The organism is Streptomyces bottropensis ATCC 25435 (genome assembly GCF_000383595.1).
GTDB classification, from domain to species: domain Bacteria; phylum Actinomycetota; class Actinomycetes; order Streptomycetales; family Streptomycetaceae; genus Streptomyces; species Streptomyces bottropensis.
Window position 1 is genome coordinate 5,010,354 of the sequence record NZ_KB911581.1, and the last position, 14,314, is coordinate 5,024,667.

Sequence of the window (14,314 nt, forward strand, 5' to 3'; positions counted from 1 at the left end):
GCCCGGCTTGCCGGTGCCGTGCAACCGGCGGACGGGGACGCTGAGCATGGGCACCATGAACGGCGGGAGGAGGGCGCTCAGCAGCGGGGTCTCGGCGGCGAAGCCGATCCACCGCGCCGATGCCCAGCAGGGCTCCGACAGCGAGATGAGGACGGACTCCAGGTGGATCATCCGCTTGGTCTGCTCGGGCCGGCACCCCACCGCGCGCAGCATCCCGGTCTCACGGGTGCGCTCGAACACGGACATCGCGAGGGTGTTGACGACTCCCAGGATCGCCGTCGCCGTCCTCGGTGTCACCGCGTCGGCGCGCGCCAGTTGTGCCCGCATGAGGCGGAGGGCTGCCCTCATGGACATGTACGGACGCCTCCCGTTGCGTCTACCGTCGAAGGCGACTGGCGGAACGGTTCGGGGCCGGGTGCTCTGCCCTGCTCCCGACCCCACTACAGGGAGCGGCGGCGTCATGGGTCTCGACCGGAAGAAAGAGAGTGGCGACCGGGAAGGGAAGCCTCTGCCCCGTCGGACCTCAGCGGTCCAGAGCGCCGATGCGGCGCGCCTCTTGGGGGACCGTCAGGTCACGCCGTCGTCCGTCCGAGCCGTGCAGCGCATGGCCGGGAACGCAGCCGCCACGGCGTATGTGCAGAGGGTCTCCGACGCGGATCGTGAAAAGGCCAACGCTCGCCGGGAACGCTGGGCCGCGCGGGACACCGGACGTGGCGGTGCGCAGCAGGCGGAGAGCTTCACCAGCCACGAGACGGCGTTCGGGCCGTACAACGAGCGCCCCGGGCGCGGCGGGGCTCCGTACATCAGCTCCAACAAGAAGCAGTATCCGGGAACCCAGGGCGACGACCGCTACGTCCGCGAGGAAGAGAACCAGTTCACCGGCCTGATCCCCACTCTCGACGCCGAGCAGTTCCTCCCCCTCGTCGAAGCGCTGAAGGGGCGGGAGTTGAGCGAGGAGGATATCGCCGGTCTGAGTGACGAACAGTGCCGGGCAGCGGCGATGCTCATGGGAATCGCCAACGCCGAGGCGGTTCGCGAGCCGGGAGCGATCAAGCACATCCGCAGTGCGCTCCGGCGGCAGGCCAACCCGTCGCACGAAGCCCCGGAGTTCCTCAACGACTATCCGCAGGGACGCATCGGCGGTGCCCAGCACGAGAGGCGCGTCCGGTCGGGCAGGGCAAGGCGGGCCACACCCGAGGTCGAAACCATTCTTGACGCATCGTCCTCGTCGGACGAGAGTGAATCCCGGCGCCGTTAGTTCCTTGCCTCCGTCGTAATAGCGCCGTCGCCGACGTGCCCGGTAGTACGACGGCGAAAGGCATCCGGGACGCCGAACGCAATCCGACCCTGATCCGGTCGTTACGGGGCCGTGAGCTGCATCTTGACGGCTTGCACCATGCGCCCCGCAGCACATGGGGTGCCGCTGGGGGCCAAGGGGCTTGGCGTACATGCCGCACGCGGTCGTGGGCGATGGACTCAGCGCGTCCCGTACCGTCGTGATCGACCGGTACGCGATCGGGCTCGGCGGCTCCCCGCAGCACGAGGGAGATCGCGGCTTCTTCGGCTGGGACCTGCGCCTCGCCGACCTCGACACCGATGGCCGCGACGAGCCGCTCATCGCCACGTCCGGCTTCGACAATCCCCGCAACGTCCGGAGCGGGCGGCAAGGTCGGGCTAGCAGCTGCTGGAGCTCTGCCGCACGATGTGGGCGTTGGCCTCGTCCCCGACTTTGACGTAGAGCGCAGACTTGCCCCTCCGGTCGTACGTCTCGTCGTCGTTGATCGGTTCGGGGATGTCGAACGACACCTTGTAGCACCACCCGGCGTCGACTCGGAAAGCGTCCCAGTCCTGGTCCCACGGGGAGCTGCACGTTGGCTCAGTAGTCGTCGAGGTACCGGTGAGATCCCGGCTCCTGCACCAGTTGAAGCAGGCCACGGCTCCGACGCCGTTGTCATTCACGGTCGACGAGCATCCGAGATCTCCGCACGCTCGTCCTTTCCTCCTGCGCCGCAGGCGCACTCCGGCCAGGCCGATGCTCCGCATCACACAAAGCCCGGTTTTCACCAGGCAGGGCCGTACGGAGGCAGTGCATCCCGGCAGGCTGGGCCCATCACGGGTTCCGGGCGCCACCGGGCTCAGCTCACTCGGCGGGCTTGAGGCGGAAGGCGGGGCCGGGGATGCTCTCGATGTCTTCCGGCTGTACGGCGTGGCCCCGGTCGCAGCGGATCTGGGCGTCGACGTGTGCGCCGCATCCACGGTGCCGGGACAGCATGGCCGGGCCCTCCGGGTCGGCGCGGTAGCGGTCGCCCCACTGCAGGAGCCCCATCACGGCCGGGACCAGATCCACGCCCTTGGGGGTGATCACGTATTTCGGCCGGCTCCGCGAGCCAGGCTCCTTGTAGGTCTCGGTGGTCAGGATCCCCTCTTCCACGAGCATCCGAAGTCGGGCGGCGAGGAGGTTGCGAGGGCAGCCGAGGACGCGTTCGAACTCGTTGAACCGGGACGAGCCGTACCAGACCTCGCGCAGGATCAGGATCGTCCACTTCTCGCCCACGACCTCAAGGGTCCGAGCGATCGAGCAGTTCGACGTGTCCCGGGCGAGGCGGGGGTCCACGCCGGCGTCCTGTAGAGCTTCGGTCGTTGCATCCATGGGGGGAGTCTAACCTCACCTAAGTTTACTTTCCTATACTCAGCGAGTAGCGTCATGGGTGGCACATCAACCCGGCCGCACGCGAGAAACGGGCGCGCAGGGGACCCTCGGGGAGTCACACCGACCACCGAGAGACCTACGGAGAAAGGCGGCCGTCATGAAGGCATTCGTCGTCGAGAAGTACGGCAAGGACGGCGTCCGTGCCGCAGACGTACCCGAGCCCACCGTCGGGGCCCGTGACGTTCTGGTCAGAGTGAGCGCCGCCGGCATCAACCCGCTGGACAAGATGGTCCGCGACGGGGAGTTCAAGCAGCTCCTGAAGTACAAGCGCCCGTTCGTGCTCGGCCACGACGTGGCCGGCGTCGTGACACAGGTCGGCTCCGCCGTACACGGTCTCAAAGTCGGCGACGAGGTCTACGCCCGTCCGCGCGATCTGCGGGTCGGGGGCTTCGCGGAGTTCATCGCGATGGACGCGGACGATGTCGCGCCCAAACCCGCCTCCCTCACCCTTCAGGAGGCAGCCGCGGTGCCGCTGGTGGCGCTGGCCGCCTGGCAGATCCTCGTCGAGCGGGCGCACGTGAAGCCGGGGCAGAAGGTGCTCATCCACGCCGGTGCCGGCGGCCTCGGCTCCACGGTCATTCAACTCGCCAAGCACCTCGGCGCCACGGTGGCGACGACCACGAACACCAGGACCGAGGAGCTGGTCAGGAGCCTCGGCGCCGATGTCGTCGTCGACTACACCAAGGAGGACTTCTCGAAGGTGCTGTCCGGCTACGACCTCGTGCTGGACTCCGTGGGCGGGGCGAACCTCGAGAAGTCGCTGACCGTGCTGAAGCCCGGCGGCCTTGCCCTCAGCGTGGTCGGCCCGCCGGACGCCGCCTTCGCCAAGCAGCTCGGCGCTCCCTCCGTCCTGGCCCCGGTCATGGCCGCCCTCAGTCGCAAGGTCCGCAAGCGGGCCAAAGCCCTGGGCTTGCGCTACGAGTTCTTCTTCATGCGGGCCAGCGGCTCCCAGCTGCGCGAACTCGGTGCCCTCTACGACAGCGGGAAACTCCGCCCGGTCATCGACAGCACCTTCCCCTTCGACCAGACGCTCGAGGCGATGGCGTACGTCGAGCAGGGCCGCACCCAGGCCGGCAAGGTCGTGGTCTCGATGGTGTCGGACAACGGCTGAGACCGAGCCGGCCACAGACCCTCCCTCCGCACGGTCACAGGAGGGGGCGCGATTCCAGCGTGATCCGGATCCGCGTGTCAGGAGACCAGGAGCGAACACGCAGGTGTAGCCGGAGGTGAACAGGTCACGGTTGCGGTGGTCGGCGCTGTGCCCGGAGGTGAAGGCCAGGCCGAGGTCGCCCCCGCCGCGGTCGAGCATGTGGGCGACGGTGTTGCGGCTCGCCTGCCGTACGGCGGGCCGGATGCCGGGCAGTTGGACCGTCGCGGCCAACAGACGAGGCAACAGGGCGGCTCCGACGTCGTCGGACATCGTGATGATTGGTCTGCTCGATGCGTGTCGCGGGTTCTCCCGTCGACGGCATGACCTCTCCTGTATCCCGCCGCACCATGACAGTCGCCGTCGCCCAGGCGGCTGCCCCGTTGTTCGACACCGTCGTCCTCATCGAAACGCTGCACCGGATGCTTCCACGGGGCTGCGGGGGCGTGCAGATCAACAAGGCACGGGCGAAGTGGAAATGGCGACTCGGCCGCTTCCCTGATTCAGGGAGACGGTCAGGGGCAGACCCGCCGGTACGGCCGGTCCGGAACGTAGGTGCGCCACTGCGCCCGGGTCAGCTCCGCGTTCCCGGCCCGGGCGCAGACGAGGGACACCGCTCGGTCGGGATCCACGACGTACCGCTGGAGCGGTACGCGCTTGCCGCCCGCGTACAGCAGGGTGCTGTCCGGGCTGAAGGCGAGGGTGTCGATGCTGCCACCGGGCGTGGGCAGAGGCGGACCGAGAGGTTGCTGGGTCGCGATGTCCCAGAGTTGGAGGGTGCCCGCGTCGCCGCCCACGGCGAGTGTGCCGCCGTCCGGACTGAAGGCGAGAGCCGTGATCGACTCGCCTGAGCCGGAGGCCGGATCGACGGGCCCCGGGAAGACATTCCTCAGAATGCCCGCCTGGTGCCGGAGGCCGCCGTCCCAGAGGACCACTCGACCTGTCCCGGCGCCGGCCGCCAGTGCGGAGCCGTCGGGCGCGAAGGCGATGTCGTCGATGCTGTCGCGCTGGACGAGGTCATGGGCCTGGGACCGGCCCGCTCGTACGACACGGTTGTCGGTCACGAGGAGCCTGCCGTTGCGGCTGACGGCCAGACGATTGCCGCCCGGGCCGGGGAGCAGCGCCGTCCTCCGCTGCCGCTTGGTGTCCCATACTTCGTTGGAGTAGACGCCCTCGGTCGAGCGTGCGGTGAGGAGCGTACGGCCGCCCGGTCCCAGGGCGATCTCCTCCACGGCCGCCCCGGACGCCGTCGCCAGATCCACGGTGGTCTTCGTGCGTCCGGCGGTCACGTCCCACACCGCCAGGGGCTGGTTCTCCGCGTCCCAGAGGGGGATGGAGATTCCGTAGGCGAATATGCGTCCGTCGGGGCTGAAGGACAGCAACGGCTCGGCGATCTCTACGGGGACCGTCGACTCACCGGAGCGGAAGACGGGACGGGGCGGGGCAGGCAGGGTTCGCAGGAGTCGGCCGTCGCGCGTGTTTCGCAGCTGGAAGGTGTAGCGGTCACCGGTGCGTTCGGCGGTGGCGAGTGTCCTGCCGTCGGGGCTGAGCCGGACCCCGGCGAGCGGACTCGTGCGCCAGTCGCGGGTGAGCGTCGACGTGAGGTCGAGGGTGTGGACCGTGCCTCCTTCGAGGTACCGCAGCACGGGCCGCCTGGAGTCCCAGGCGAGGCGGACGGGCGAAGCGCCGGGCAAGGGGTGTCGAAGAACCGGGGCGCCGCCGGTCGGCAGGCGCCACACCCTGATCTCCTGGCTGCCGCTGGTCGCCAGATACGAGCCGTCCGCGCTCACGACGGTGTCACCCGGGTCGGCGACGTCGGCGAGTTCTCGTCCTGACGTGGTGTCCCATACACGCGCCCGGTCCTCGGTGCGAGCGAGGAGCCGACCGCCGGTGAAGCCCAGGAAGCCGTCACCGCAGACGCCGCGGGCGTTGGCCCAGGCACCGCGCCGCACGGTGCGCGTGGAGGTGTCCCAGACCTGCGGGGACCGGCCGCGCGGGCAGACCGCCAGCAGCCGGTCGTCGTCGGCCGCAGCGTGGACGAGCTCTCCCCGGCCGGCCGACGGGGTCCGGAAGACGAGATGGCCGTCGGTGAGGGAGTAGAGCCGAGCCCGGTCGTCGTCCCGGCTCCTCACCACATAATGACGGCCCCTCGCCCCGAAGCCCACGGTGGACCCGAACGGCAACGGGTCCCCGACCCAGCGCCCCGTTCGGGTGTCCCACAGCCGCTGGGTCCTGGCAGCGGTCCAAATGAGGAGCACCCGGCCGTCCGGACTCGCCCTGACTACCGTCCCGCGAGGTACCGGCCCCGAGGCGATACGGCGGTGGGTGTCCACATCCCACCTCCGCCAGGTGGTGTTGTCGCTGGTGCTGAGCAAGGTGCGCCCGGAGCTGTCGAGGAACCGGGCCGGTTCGTCACCGGGCGCCGGGTCGGTGAAGTCGCCCAGTTCGCGCTGGGCCAGCGCGCCCAGCAGGGCCCGGCGGGACTCCGGCAGGGGAGAGAGGCGCCATGCGGCGACGCCGAGCAGCATCGCGGTGCGCGGGTCGGTGGTCCGCAGCGCGTCGGCGACCGCGGCCACCCGGCGGGCCGCCGTGTCGGTGGTCTGCTTCTCGCTGTCCTGACGCAGTCGTACGGCGGTCAGACCGACGACCAGGGCCACCGCCAGCACAGCGCAGAGTGAGGCCGTGAGCGTACGGCTCCGGCGCCGGGCCCGGGTGGCGGCCCGCTCCTCCGCCGCCCGCTGCTCCGTCGCGGTGACCAGGAAGGCCCTCTCCTCGGCCGTCAGCCCGTCGTAGCCGCGGTCGTCGCCCGCGAACAGTTCCTCGGCCCGCGCCAGGCGGGTGCCCCGGTAGAGCGTGCCCGGGTCGCGGTCATGCTCCAGCCAGGTGCGGGCGGCGTCGGTCAGCTGCCGGTGGTGGCGCAACCGCTCCCGGTCCGCTTCGATCCACTCGCGCAGCCGCGGCCAGCAGGTGATGAGCGCCTCGTGGGCGAGCTGCACACCGTCGTCATCGGTGGTCAGCAGCCGCGCGTGGGTCAGCCGCCCGGCGACGGCCCGTACTTCAGGGTCCTCCCACCCGGCCATTTCCTCCCAGCTGAGCGGGCGGCGCGTGTCGGAATTGCCCTGGCCGGGCTCGACCATCCGCAGGAGCAGGTGCCGGGCGGCGTGCGCCTGTGCGGGTGAGAGTTCCCCGTACACCTCCTCGGCGCTCACCGCGATCGCGCCGCGCACCCCGCCGGCCGCTTCGTACGCGGCCAGGGTCAGCATCCGTCCCTTGCGCCGCCGCCAGGTCTCCAACAGGGCGTGGGACAGCATCGGCAGCCCGCCGGGCTCGTCGAGAACATCATCGACGATCCGTGCGGTCAGTGTCCGCTCCACGATGAGCCCGGCCGCCTGCGCGGGACCGACCACCGCTTCACGAAGTTCGTCGGCAGTCATGGACCTGACCAGGAGCCCGCTCCCGTGCAGCGCCTCCGCCAGGCGCGGGTGCTCGGCGCACCGCGCATAGAAGTCGGACCGTACGGCGATGAGCACGCGCAGTCGGCTTCCCGGGTCGCGCGCGGCGAGCAGAAGGTCGAGGAAGCGGTCCCGCTCGGCGCGTTCGCGGCAGAGGGTGAAGACCTCCTCGAACTGATCCACCACCACCCAGCTCTCCGGATCATCGGCCTTCGGCGCCAGCAGGTGTCCGTAGGTGGTGGCGGGCCGGGCTCCCGGAGTGAAAATCCGAAGCACCGCCTTACGTCCCTGCTGCGCGGCCTTCTCCCGCAACAGGGGAATCAGACCGGCCCGCAGCAGGGAGGACTTGCCGCTGCCGGATGCCCCGAACACCACGGCGAACGGGGACCCGCACCCCAGCTCGCTCAGCTCCTCGACCATGCGGTCCCGGCCGAAGAACAGCTCACGGTCGTCCGGCTCGAAACGCGCGAGACCACGGTAGGGCGGTGCGACGTCGGCATCCTCCCGCTTCCCCTCCCGAGCGAGCGCCTCGGCCTCCGCCCACCGTGCCTCCCACGGAGCGGGGTCCTCCCCGCATGCCCGGACGTACGCCTGGAGCACGGCCAACGACGGCAGTCGCTCGCCGCTCGCCGCTTTCGCCAGGGTCGTCACCGAGAAGCCGGCCTTCTTCGCCATGGTCCGGTACGACACGCCCCCCGCCGAGCAGCGCAGCTCCCGAAGATCGTGGGCCAGTCGCTGCACGGGACCGGCCGCCGGGTCGACCGGTAGTTCGGGACGTCCCATCGCGAAGCCTCTTTCACCTACAGTCAAAACACGCTGATCAGCGGTCCAAGGTACTTTTCGTCCTCCCCGGGCGAGAACCCGTTCCGGTTGTGATGTTCACCAGTGGGCTCGCGGAGGCGGCGCGATCTCGACGTCAAGGCCAAGGCCGGTGTCTTGGTCGACGACCTCCTGCAGCCCTGGTCGACGGGGTCCTTCGCGGACGGTGTCGCCGGTGTTCTGGCGACTTGGTCCAGCGGGACGATGCCCACGGCCCAGTCGTCGATCGCGTAGCGATGGCGATCTCGATGACCAGGAGGAGGAACGTCCACAGCCGGCTCCGCGCCCGGCACCCGGCGGCCGATCGGCCGGATCGTAGCCGGTCGCCACGGCGAGGAAGCCGACAGCCTTCGCCAGCCGCTTGGGACCGCACGGACCCGCGACCCGTTCAACGCCCCGCGCACCCGCGGGGTCCCCCTTCCGCCGGCTCCGATCGCCTCCTGGAGCGACTCGACAGTGCAGCTCAGGGCGTGGCTGCTCCTGCTGGTCGGCGGTGCGCTCTGGCTGGGATTCCGACCCCCTGGCTGCGGATCCCTCCACGTGGTCCCACGAACGCAATCACCGCCCGCCTCCGGAACTGTGCGAGGTGAGCGCGCGGGCGAGGGCATCAGCCGCCGGTGTGCAGAGTCGGGCGGGGCGCAGAGCAGGTCACCGGGCAGCCGCCGTATGCCGGCGGTGTCCTGCACCAGGTCGGCATCGCCTCCGGCCGCGTCCACGGTGGTGCCGTCGGGGCTGAAGGCCTGTGAGGCAGAGGCGTGAGGCAACGACGGCTTATATACAAACAAAGTGGTATAGGGCCCGGCTTCTGGAATTGTATGCGGTGGCGAAAGAGGCCTGCCAAACAACCTTCCGGTTGTGAGTGTCGGTCGTGACATTCCAGAGCGTCGAACAACCCGGAGCACACCATGCCCACCAGCGTCCTCATCGTGGTCGCCTTGTCCGTCCTTCTCGGATTGCTGGTGATGGTGCTGCCCACCGGAGACGCCGAGACATCCGGGTCGGCGGAGGCGGACCATGTGCCGATCAACGCCGAGACCGTCGCCGGTAAGGAGCACGTCGACTTCCCACAGGTGCACTGGAACATCGACCACGGCTCGGGTGCCTATCTGCATATGGTCGGCCGACTGCGGAACCTCGCGGAGACCTCGGCCGATCGCATCATGCGCGACGACGGCGCCGAGGTGAACGTGGACATCGCGAACGAAACGGATACCCAGAGTTTCGCCGACATCGTGATCAGCAGCGGCGACACCTCCCCGACGCTGCATGCGATCGTGCGGCTCAGTGACTTCTACGTCGTGCGGTTCCTCTCCAACGACATCCCGCACAACTTCGTCCTGAACCTCGTCTCCGACGTCCCCGGCAAGGAGGACGCCACCGACGACAACTGGTTTCTCGGCAAGGAGGGCTACGATGCCCTCGCCCGGGTCGTCAACCAGTCGCTGACCGCTGTCGACCTAAGCGAGTCCAGCCTTGAGGAGAGCCTCAGGGACCTCAGCATCCGCGGTACCGACCGCACTGCCCAGGCGCGCGGTTTGCTGCGCTACATCATCGCCATCACCGAGGCATCCCGGTTCCACCCCATCGCCAGCCGCATCGCGAATGGCATGGACAACGGGTCCAACGTGTTCGTCACCGCACAGCAGGTCGACTTGATGCGTATCCACTGACGCTGGTGCCACCGTCGTCACCGACAGGCTCAGCCCTCTCTTCGGGCACAACAGTCGTGCGCGCTCGCGTGGTGTCGTGTTCCTTGTCGCCACGCGGGTGAGCATGGCGGAACAGTGTTCTTCCCGCCGTCGAGGGGATGCGATGCCCGACCGCGCCGACCGTGTCCGCCCCGAGGGCGTCGCAGCAAGCAGGATCCTGCGGCGGCAGCCGCCGGAGCAGTGGCTGTTCAGCGGCATCTATGGACTGGTCTTGGCCAGTGCCATGGTGGCCGCGCTGGACGCGACGGGAGAGGAGGCCGATCCCGGTGGGGACGCGCTGTGGGTACTGATCACCGCACTGGCGTCCAGTGCCGCCCACGGGTACGCGCACGTCATCGCCCAGCGTGCGTCCGCCGACGGGGCAGCCACCACCGGCAGACTGCGGTCGGTGCTCGCCGAGTGGCCCCTGGTCGCCGCCGTGCTGCCCACGGTGGGGGTGCTGCTCCCCGCGGTAGCTGGGTGGTGGGCAGAGGCCACCGCGGTGGACGTGGCCCTGCTGTTCAACACCGTCGCCTTGTTCGGTTTGGGCACCTGGGCCGCCCGCAGGGCTGGGCAGGGATGGCCGTCCTCTTGCCGGGCAGGGGGCCTCGATATGCTGATCGGCCTAGTGATCATCATGTTGAATACTCTGATCCACTAGCTCTTCTCGTCCGTGACGCCCTTCGTGTCACGCCGCTGTCGACGTCGACACCCCGCATCGCCTCCTCTTCACCCGGACCGCAGCTCGGCCGGACACGATGAGGACGCTCGCAAAGGCCATGAGTGCCACAGGCCGTCGGCTGACGGGGCGGGTGGTGTCCGTTCCCTGCCTCTGGTCCACATTCTGCGGCACGCACGGCCGTGCCCACGCGCCCGCCCCGGGGTAGGCGTCGGGCAGGGCCTGGTCGAAGGCCTACGTGTTATCGGCGCTTAGGCCGGCGGCCGAGCCGTAGGTGATGTGGGCCTTGCCGCCGCCGGATCCGGCCACCAGGTCGGCGGCGGCGTCAACAAGCCGTGAGACGTCTTCGGGGGAGGTGCCTGGGCCGCGGGGGACACCGGCCCGCTCGGCGTCGGTGCACTGGACGTGCCGTCGGCTCCCACTCCACGCGATGCGCGGGTGGGAGCCGGGCAGTGGACCCGCCTTGTTACGGCCCCGAGGGCTCAGATCAGCGCGTTCTTGTAGAAGATACTGGAGCGCCGGTCGCCCTCCACGCCGGTGGCGAAACCGATGAAGAGGCGGGCCTCACCGGCGTCGGTGCGGTAGATCGCCAGACCCTCGGGCTCGCGGTGGTGCAGGGTGGAGCCGGCCTTGGTGAGGACGGGCCCCTGCTTCACGGTGCCTGTGTTGATGTCGATGCTGGTGACGTAGGTGTTGCCGTCACCGGTGGGGCTGCCGTCGCCGGGGTACGCGTCACCCGTCAGGTAGTACATGTACGAGCCGTACAACGTGTAGCCCTGCGGTGTGCCGGAGATCGCCGGCTGCTTGAAGTCGACCAGCGGCGAGCCGAAGTTGCCCGTCTCGAAGGCGGAGAGGGGGTATACGGCGATGCGCTTGCCGGAGCTGGTGTGGTAGCGCACGATCATGCGCTGGTAGACCGGGTCGACGGAACAGGTGTACTCGGTGGCCCCCGCGATGGGCCGGTAGGCGGCCGAGCCGGCCGGCGAGCCCAGCGTGGTGCCGGCGGTGTACCGGACGGGGGTGAGTGCGGTGCCGTATCCGGCGGTGTTCGCGGCGCACTCGATCCACAGCTCGGTGCCGGAACCGCTCGGCAGCGCGGCGAAGGCGACGCCGTGACCGAAGCCGTTGAGGTGCATGTACGAGATGTAGTTCCCGTCGAAGTCCATCTTGTTGATGCACAGGTCACCAGCGGACTCGGGGCTGTCACTCCGCTTGGTCGCCACGAAGAGGAACTTGTTCACCCAGTCGAAGGCGAAGCTCTGCTGTACCCGTGCCCCGTGGGTGTCCTTGGACCGGAACAGGTCGTACGACGGCTCCGTGAGATCGAACCTCTTGGTGGTGGCCACCGCCGCGGAAGCCGTCTGCGCGCCGACACCGAGCCCCAACGCGGCGAGCGAGGCGCCGGCGCCGGTGCGTATGAGGCCGCGGCGGGAGAAGGGAGAACCGTGAGGGTGGTGCATGAGGGGGCTCCAAAGCATGGTGGGGGACAGGGCGAAGTGGGTGATGCTATCTCCTGGGCCGGCCGTCGCTCCGGTTCGGGCGGAGTCCGTCACAACTGCGGCACCGGACCGGCACAAGTGCCGGCCAGGCCCCTGCGGGCAAGCTCGTGGCCTGCCGCACAACTGCCTCGACGGCTGAACTCTGAACTCGCCTTCGACGACGAACCGCCTGCGACCACTGGGCGCAGATGGATGCCTAGAGGAGTTGAAGCGCGTCGTGCGCGAGTTCATCTCGGCCCACTGGCCCCCTCGGCACAGCAGGCCCGCACGATCGTGCGGGCCTGCTGTCGCTGTCGGAACCGCGTGCGGTGTTCTGAAACCCATGAAGTGGCCCAGGCCCCGCTCCCAGTACGGATACCGCTGCGAGGGGGAGGACATCCGCGCAGCGACCGGACGGGCAGCCGAGCCACCGGGCATGCCGAGACACTGCGGATGCGACGGAAGCCGGGGATGCGGATGAGGAGGTTGTCCCCGGCGCCGTGCATGAATGCTCTGCGGGATCGCCGGCTCAAGGGCAAACGATGTTCATCAAGCGATGGGGCGTCGTCCAGCCCGACAACCTGGCCCCACGGGACAGCCTCCCGCCGGCAACCGGCACCAGCAGCCCCTCAGCGCGCGAATCTGAGGCTGCTGACCTGATCCGCACGGCGTTCGACCTGGGCTGCACCTTCTACTGCACACGGCGGATGTCGTGGTCCCATGGCGCCTATTCCAGGGCTAACCGCGCGTGAGCTCAGAAGCCATGACCCAAATCAGTGCGGCCCGATGGGCCCTCATGCCGTCATCAGCGCTGACAAGGCGCGGTCCATCGAGGCGTTGAATTCTTCCGGCGTCAGCGGCAGTCGGGACTTGACGTCCCGGCTCCACTGGTCGGCGAGGACCTCGGCCGAGCCTGCCTCGACACCGTCGAGCGCCGCGTCGGCCAGATCCGACGGCGCGATCTTGGCGACGGGCCAGCCCGCGGCCATGTCGGTGTCGGCCAGGCCGAGGTGCACCGCTGTCACGAGCGTGCCCTGCTCGGCGAGTTCCAGGCGGACGCCGTTGGTCATGGCCCAGGCGGCGGCCTTGGTCAGGTGGTAGGCGTTGGCGCCCTTGCCCCCGAACCATGACATGGCGGAGATGACGTTGACGATCGCGCCCCCGTCGTTCCTGGCGAGCGTCGGCGCGAACTCCCGGATCATTCCCAGGTGGCCGAACATGTTGGTCTCCAGCTCGTGCCGCACCGCGTCCAGCGAACCGGTCACCAGGTCGGTCCCCGTGCTGATTCCCGCGTTGTTGATGAGCAGAGAGACGTCCGGGGCGGCCTCGGCTGCAGCCCTCACGGATACGGGATCGGTGATGTCGAGAGGCAGCACCTCGACCCCGGGCAGGTCCACGGACTCGGGCCGGCGAGCCGTCGCGTAGACCTTGCGGGCGCCCCGTTCGAGCAGGCGCTGGGCGAAGGCGCGGCCCAGACCGCGGTTGGCTCCGGTGACAAGGGCAACTGAGTTGTTGATGTCCATGCCCGCTACGCTAAAACCTGACGCCAACGTCAGGGGCAAGTCCTGCTCCACAGGGCCGGGTTGAGAGGAATCACCATGACCGCCACAGAGGCCGCGGCCGAGCGGCTGATCCGCATCGGCGAGGTGGCGCGGGGTGCCGGCGTTTCTGTACGCGCGGTGCGCTACTACGAGCAGCAGGGGCTGCTCATCGCGGAGCGCAGCCCATCCGGCCAGCGCCTCTACCGGCAGGACGCCGTCACCCTGGTCCGTTTCTTCCAGCAGATGTTCGCCGCCGGCCTGACCAGCCGCAGGATCACGGAGCTGCTTCCGTGCTGGGCCTCCGGGCACACCGACGCCGAGCAACGAGCCATGCTGCGCACCGAGCGGGACCGCATCCAGGCCAAGGTCGACGACTTGCAGGCTGCCCTGGACCGCCTCGACGGGGTCATCGCGATCACGGACACGCACCCGTAGGTCACTCGACGGGCCTTCACCGTCTTGCGTGAGCAGGACGGGAGCAGGACCTGAGTGCTGTTGGCGGGCGGCCTTCGGCTAGGCCGCCTGACATGTCGAAGGACTCCGCCGTACGTCCGCTCCTTCCGGCCAAGTACGCAGAGGAGAGCGCGTCGGCCGCGGAACTCCACTTCGATGGCCGCTTCTGGGTGCTGCATGGCCGACAGACCGTATGCCAGGGCGTCTTTGCCCTTTCAGTACACGGCGGCGCCGCCGGGCGCGCGCGGCGAGCGGGCAAGTTTCTCCTCGTGCGGGGCAGGGCCACATCCTGATTCGTGGGCCTGGCCTCCCCGGCGCCCCAGGGTCTGGCGGCCGGCCGGTGCCCC

At 69.4% G+C, this 14,314-nt stretch carries 11 protein-coding genes and 1 pseudogene; 6 read left to right on the forward strand and 6 right to left on the reverse strand.

What is annotated here, in order from left to right:
* Window positions 1-115: 115 nt before the first annotated feature.
* Window positions 116-276, reverse strand: a pseudogene (locus STRBO_RS43475) (FtsX-like permease family protein); the annotation flags it as partial.
* 184 nt (window positions 277-460) lie between these two features.
* Between STRBO_RS43475 and STRBO_RS0122200 the strand changes: the two are divergent.
* Window positions 461-1,258 carry a hypothetical protein gene (locus STRBO_RS0122200; protein WP_020114784.1) on the forward strand — a complete coding sequence of 266 codons (798 nt, stop codon included), beginning with the start codon at window positions 461-463 and terminating at the stop codon, window positions 1,256-1,258.
* 416 nt (window positions 1,259-1,674) lie between these two features.
* On the opposite strand, the gene STRBO_RS45460 is transcribed toward STRBO_RS0122200, so the two are convergent.
* Window positions 1,675-1,806: a hypothetical protein gene (locus STRBO_RS45460; protein WP_005473634.1), complete on the reverse strand. Its 132-nt coding sequence runs from the start codon at window positions 1,804-1,806 to the stop codon at window positions 1,675-1,677.
* 334 nt (window positions 1,807-2,140) lie between these two features.
* Window positions 2,141-2,650 (reverse strand): winged helix-turn-helix transcriptional regulator, encoded by a 510-nt coding sequence (locus STRBO_RS0122210; protein ID WP_202499389.1) that lies wholly within the window; start codon window positions 2,648-2,650, stop codon window positions 2,141-2,143.
* A gap of 157 nt (window positions 2,651-2,807) precedes the next feature.
* Between STRBO_RS0122210 and STRBO_RS0122215 the strand changes: the two genes are divergently transcribed.
* Entirely contained in the window at window positions 2,808-3,821 is a 1,014-nt protein-coding gene (locus STRBO_RS0122215; protein WP_005473629.1) for an NADP-dependent oxidoreductase, read from the forward strand.
* Window positions 3,822-4,372: 551 nt separating this feature from the next.
* Here STRBO_RS0122215 and STRBO_RS0122220 read toward each other — a convergent pair.
* On the reverse strand, window positions 4,373-8,092 hold the full coding sequence (locus STRBO_RS0122220) for an nSTAND1 domain-containing NTPase (protein ID WP_005473626.1): 3,720 nt from the start codon (window positions 8,090-8,092) through the stop codon (window positions 4,373-4,375).
* A 102-nt stretch (window positions 8,093-8,194) separates the two neighbouring features.
* Here STRBO_RS0122220 and STRBO_RS43480 point away from each other — a divergent pair, with 102 nt between their 5' ends.
* The 3 genes from STRBO_RS43480 to STRBO_RS0122235 all read left to right on the forward strand — a co-directional run bounded on the left by STRBO_RS43480 (window position 8,195) and on the right by STRBO_RS0122235 (window position 10,477).
* Window positions 8,195-8,362 carry a hypothetical protein gene (locus STRBO_RS43480; protein WP_020114786.1) on the forward strand — a complete coding sequence of 56 codons (168 nt, stop codon included), beginning with the start codon at window positions 8,195-8,197 and terminating at the stop codon, window positions 8,360-8,362.
* A 671-nt stretch (window positions 8,363-9,033) separates the two neighbouring features.
* A complete protein-coding gene (locus STRBO_RS0122230; protein ID WP_005473622.1) occupies window positions 9,034-9,798 on the forward strand; it encodes a ribosome-inactivating family protein in 765 nt (254 codons plus the stop codon).
* Window positions 9,799-9,940: 142 nt separating this feature from the next.
* Window positions 9,941-10,477: a hypothetical protein gene (locus tag STRBO_RS0122235; RefSeq protein ID WP_005473620.1), complete on the forward strand. Its 537-nt coding sequence runs from the start codon at window positions 9,941-9,943 to the stop codon at window positions 10,475-10,477.
* Window positions 10,478-10,977: 500 nt separating this feature from the next.
* Here STRBO_RS0122235 and STRBO_RS0122240 read toward each other — a convergent pair whose 3' ends face one another.
* Together STRBO_RS0122240 and STRBO_RS0122245 are read right to left on the reverse strand one after the other, a co-directional pair.
* Complete coding sequence (locus tag STRBO_RS0122240) at window positions 10,978-11,955, reverse strand: phage baseplate protein (protein ID WP_020114787.1); 978 nt, start codon at window positions 11,953-11,955, stop codon at window positions 10,978-10,980.
* 812 nt (window positions 11,956-12,767) lie between these two features.
* Window positions 12,768-13,496: an SDR family oxidoreductase gene (locus STRBO_RS0122245; protein ID WP_005473615.1), complete on the reverse strand. Its 729-nt coding sequence runs from the start codon at window positions 13,494-13,496 to the stop codon at window positions 12,768-12,770.
* Window positions 13,497-13,571: 75 nt separating this feature from the next.
* Between STRBO_RS0122245 and STRBO_RS0122250 the strand changes: the two genes are divergently transcribed.
* Window positions 13,572-13,949 carry a MerR family transcriptional regulator gene (locus STRBO_RS0122250; protein WP_005473611.1) on the forward strand — a complete coding sequence of 126 codons (378 nt, stop codon included), beginning with the start codon at window positions 13,572-13,574 and terminating at the stop codon, window positions 13,947-13,949.
* The last annotated feature ends 365 nt before the right edge of the window (window positions 13,950-14,314 follow it).

Bases quoted from the DNA above. Each gene is read 5' to 3' on its own strand.
- STRBO_RS0122200 (WP_020114784.1), top strand. From the start codon at position 461: ATGGGTCTCGACCGGAAGAAAGAGAGTGGCGACCGGGAAGGGAAGCCT.
- STRBO_RS0122210 (WP_202499389.1), bottom strand. From the start codon at position 2,650: ATGGATGCAACGACCGAAGCTCTACAGGACGCCGGCGTGGACCCCCGC.
- STRBO_RS0122215 (WP_005473629.1), top strand. From the start codon at position 2,808: ATGAAGGCATTCGTCGTCGAGAAGTACGGCAAGGACGGCGTCCGTGCC.
- STRBO_RS0122220 (WP_005473626.1), bottom strand. From the start codon at position 8,092: ATGGGACGTCCCGAACTACCGGTCGACCCGGCGGCCGGTCCCGTGCAG.
- STRBO_RS0122230 (WP_005473622.1), top strand. From the start codon at position 9,034: ATGCCCACCAGCGTCCTCATCGTGGTCGCCTTGTCCGTCCTTCTCGGA.
- STRBO_RS0122235 (WP_005473620.1), top strand. From the start codon at position 9,941: ATGCCCGACCGCGCCGACCGTGTCCGCCCCGAGGGCGTCGCAGCAAGC.
- STRBO_RS0122240 (WP_020114787.1), bottom strand. From the start codon at position 11,955: ATGCACCACCCTCACGGTTCTCCCTTCTCCCGCCGCGGCCTCATACGC.
- STRBO_RS0122245 (WP_005473615.1), bottom strand. From the start codon at position 13,496: ATGGACATCAACAACTCAGTTGCCCTTGTCACCGGAGCCAACCGCGGT.
- STRBO_RS0122250 (WP_005473611.1), top strand. From the start codon at position 13,572: ATGACCGCCACAGAGGCCGCGGCCGAGCGGCTGATCCGCATCGGCGAG.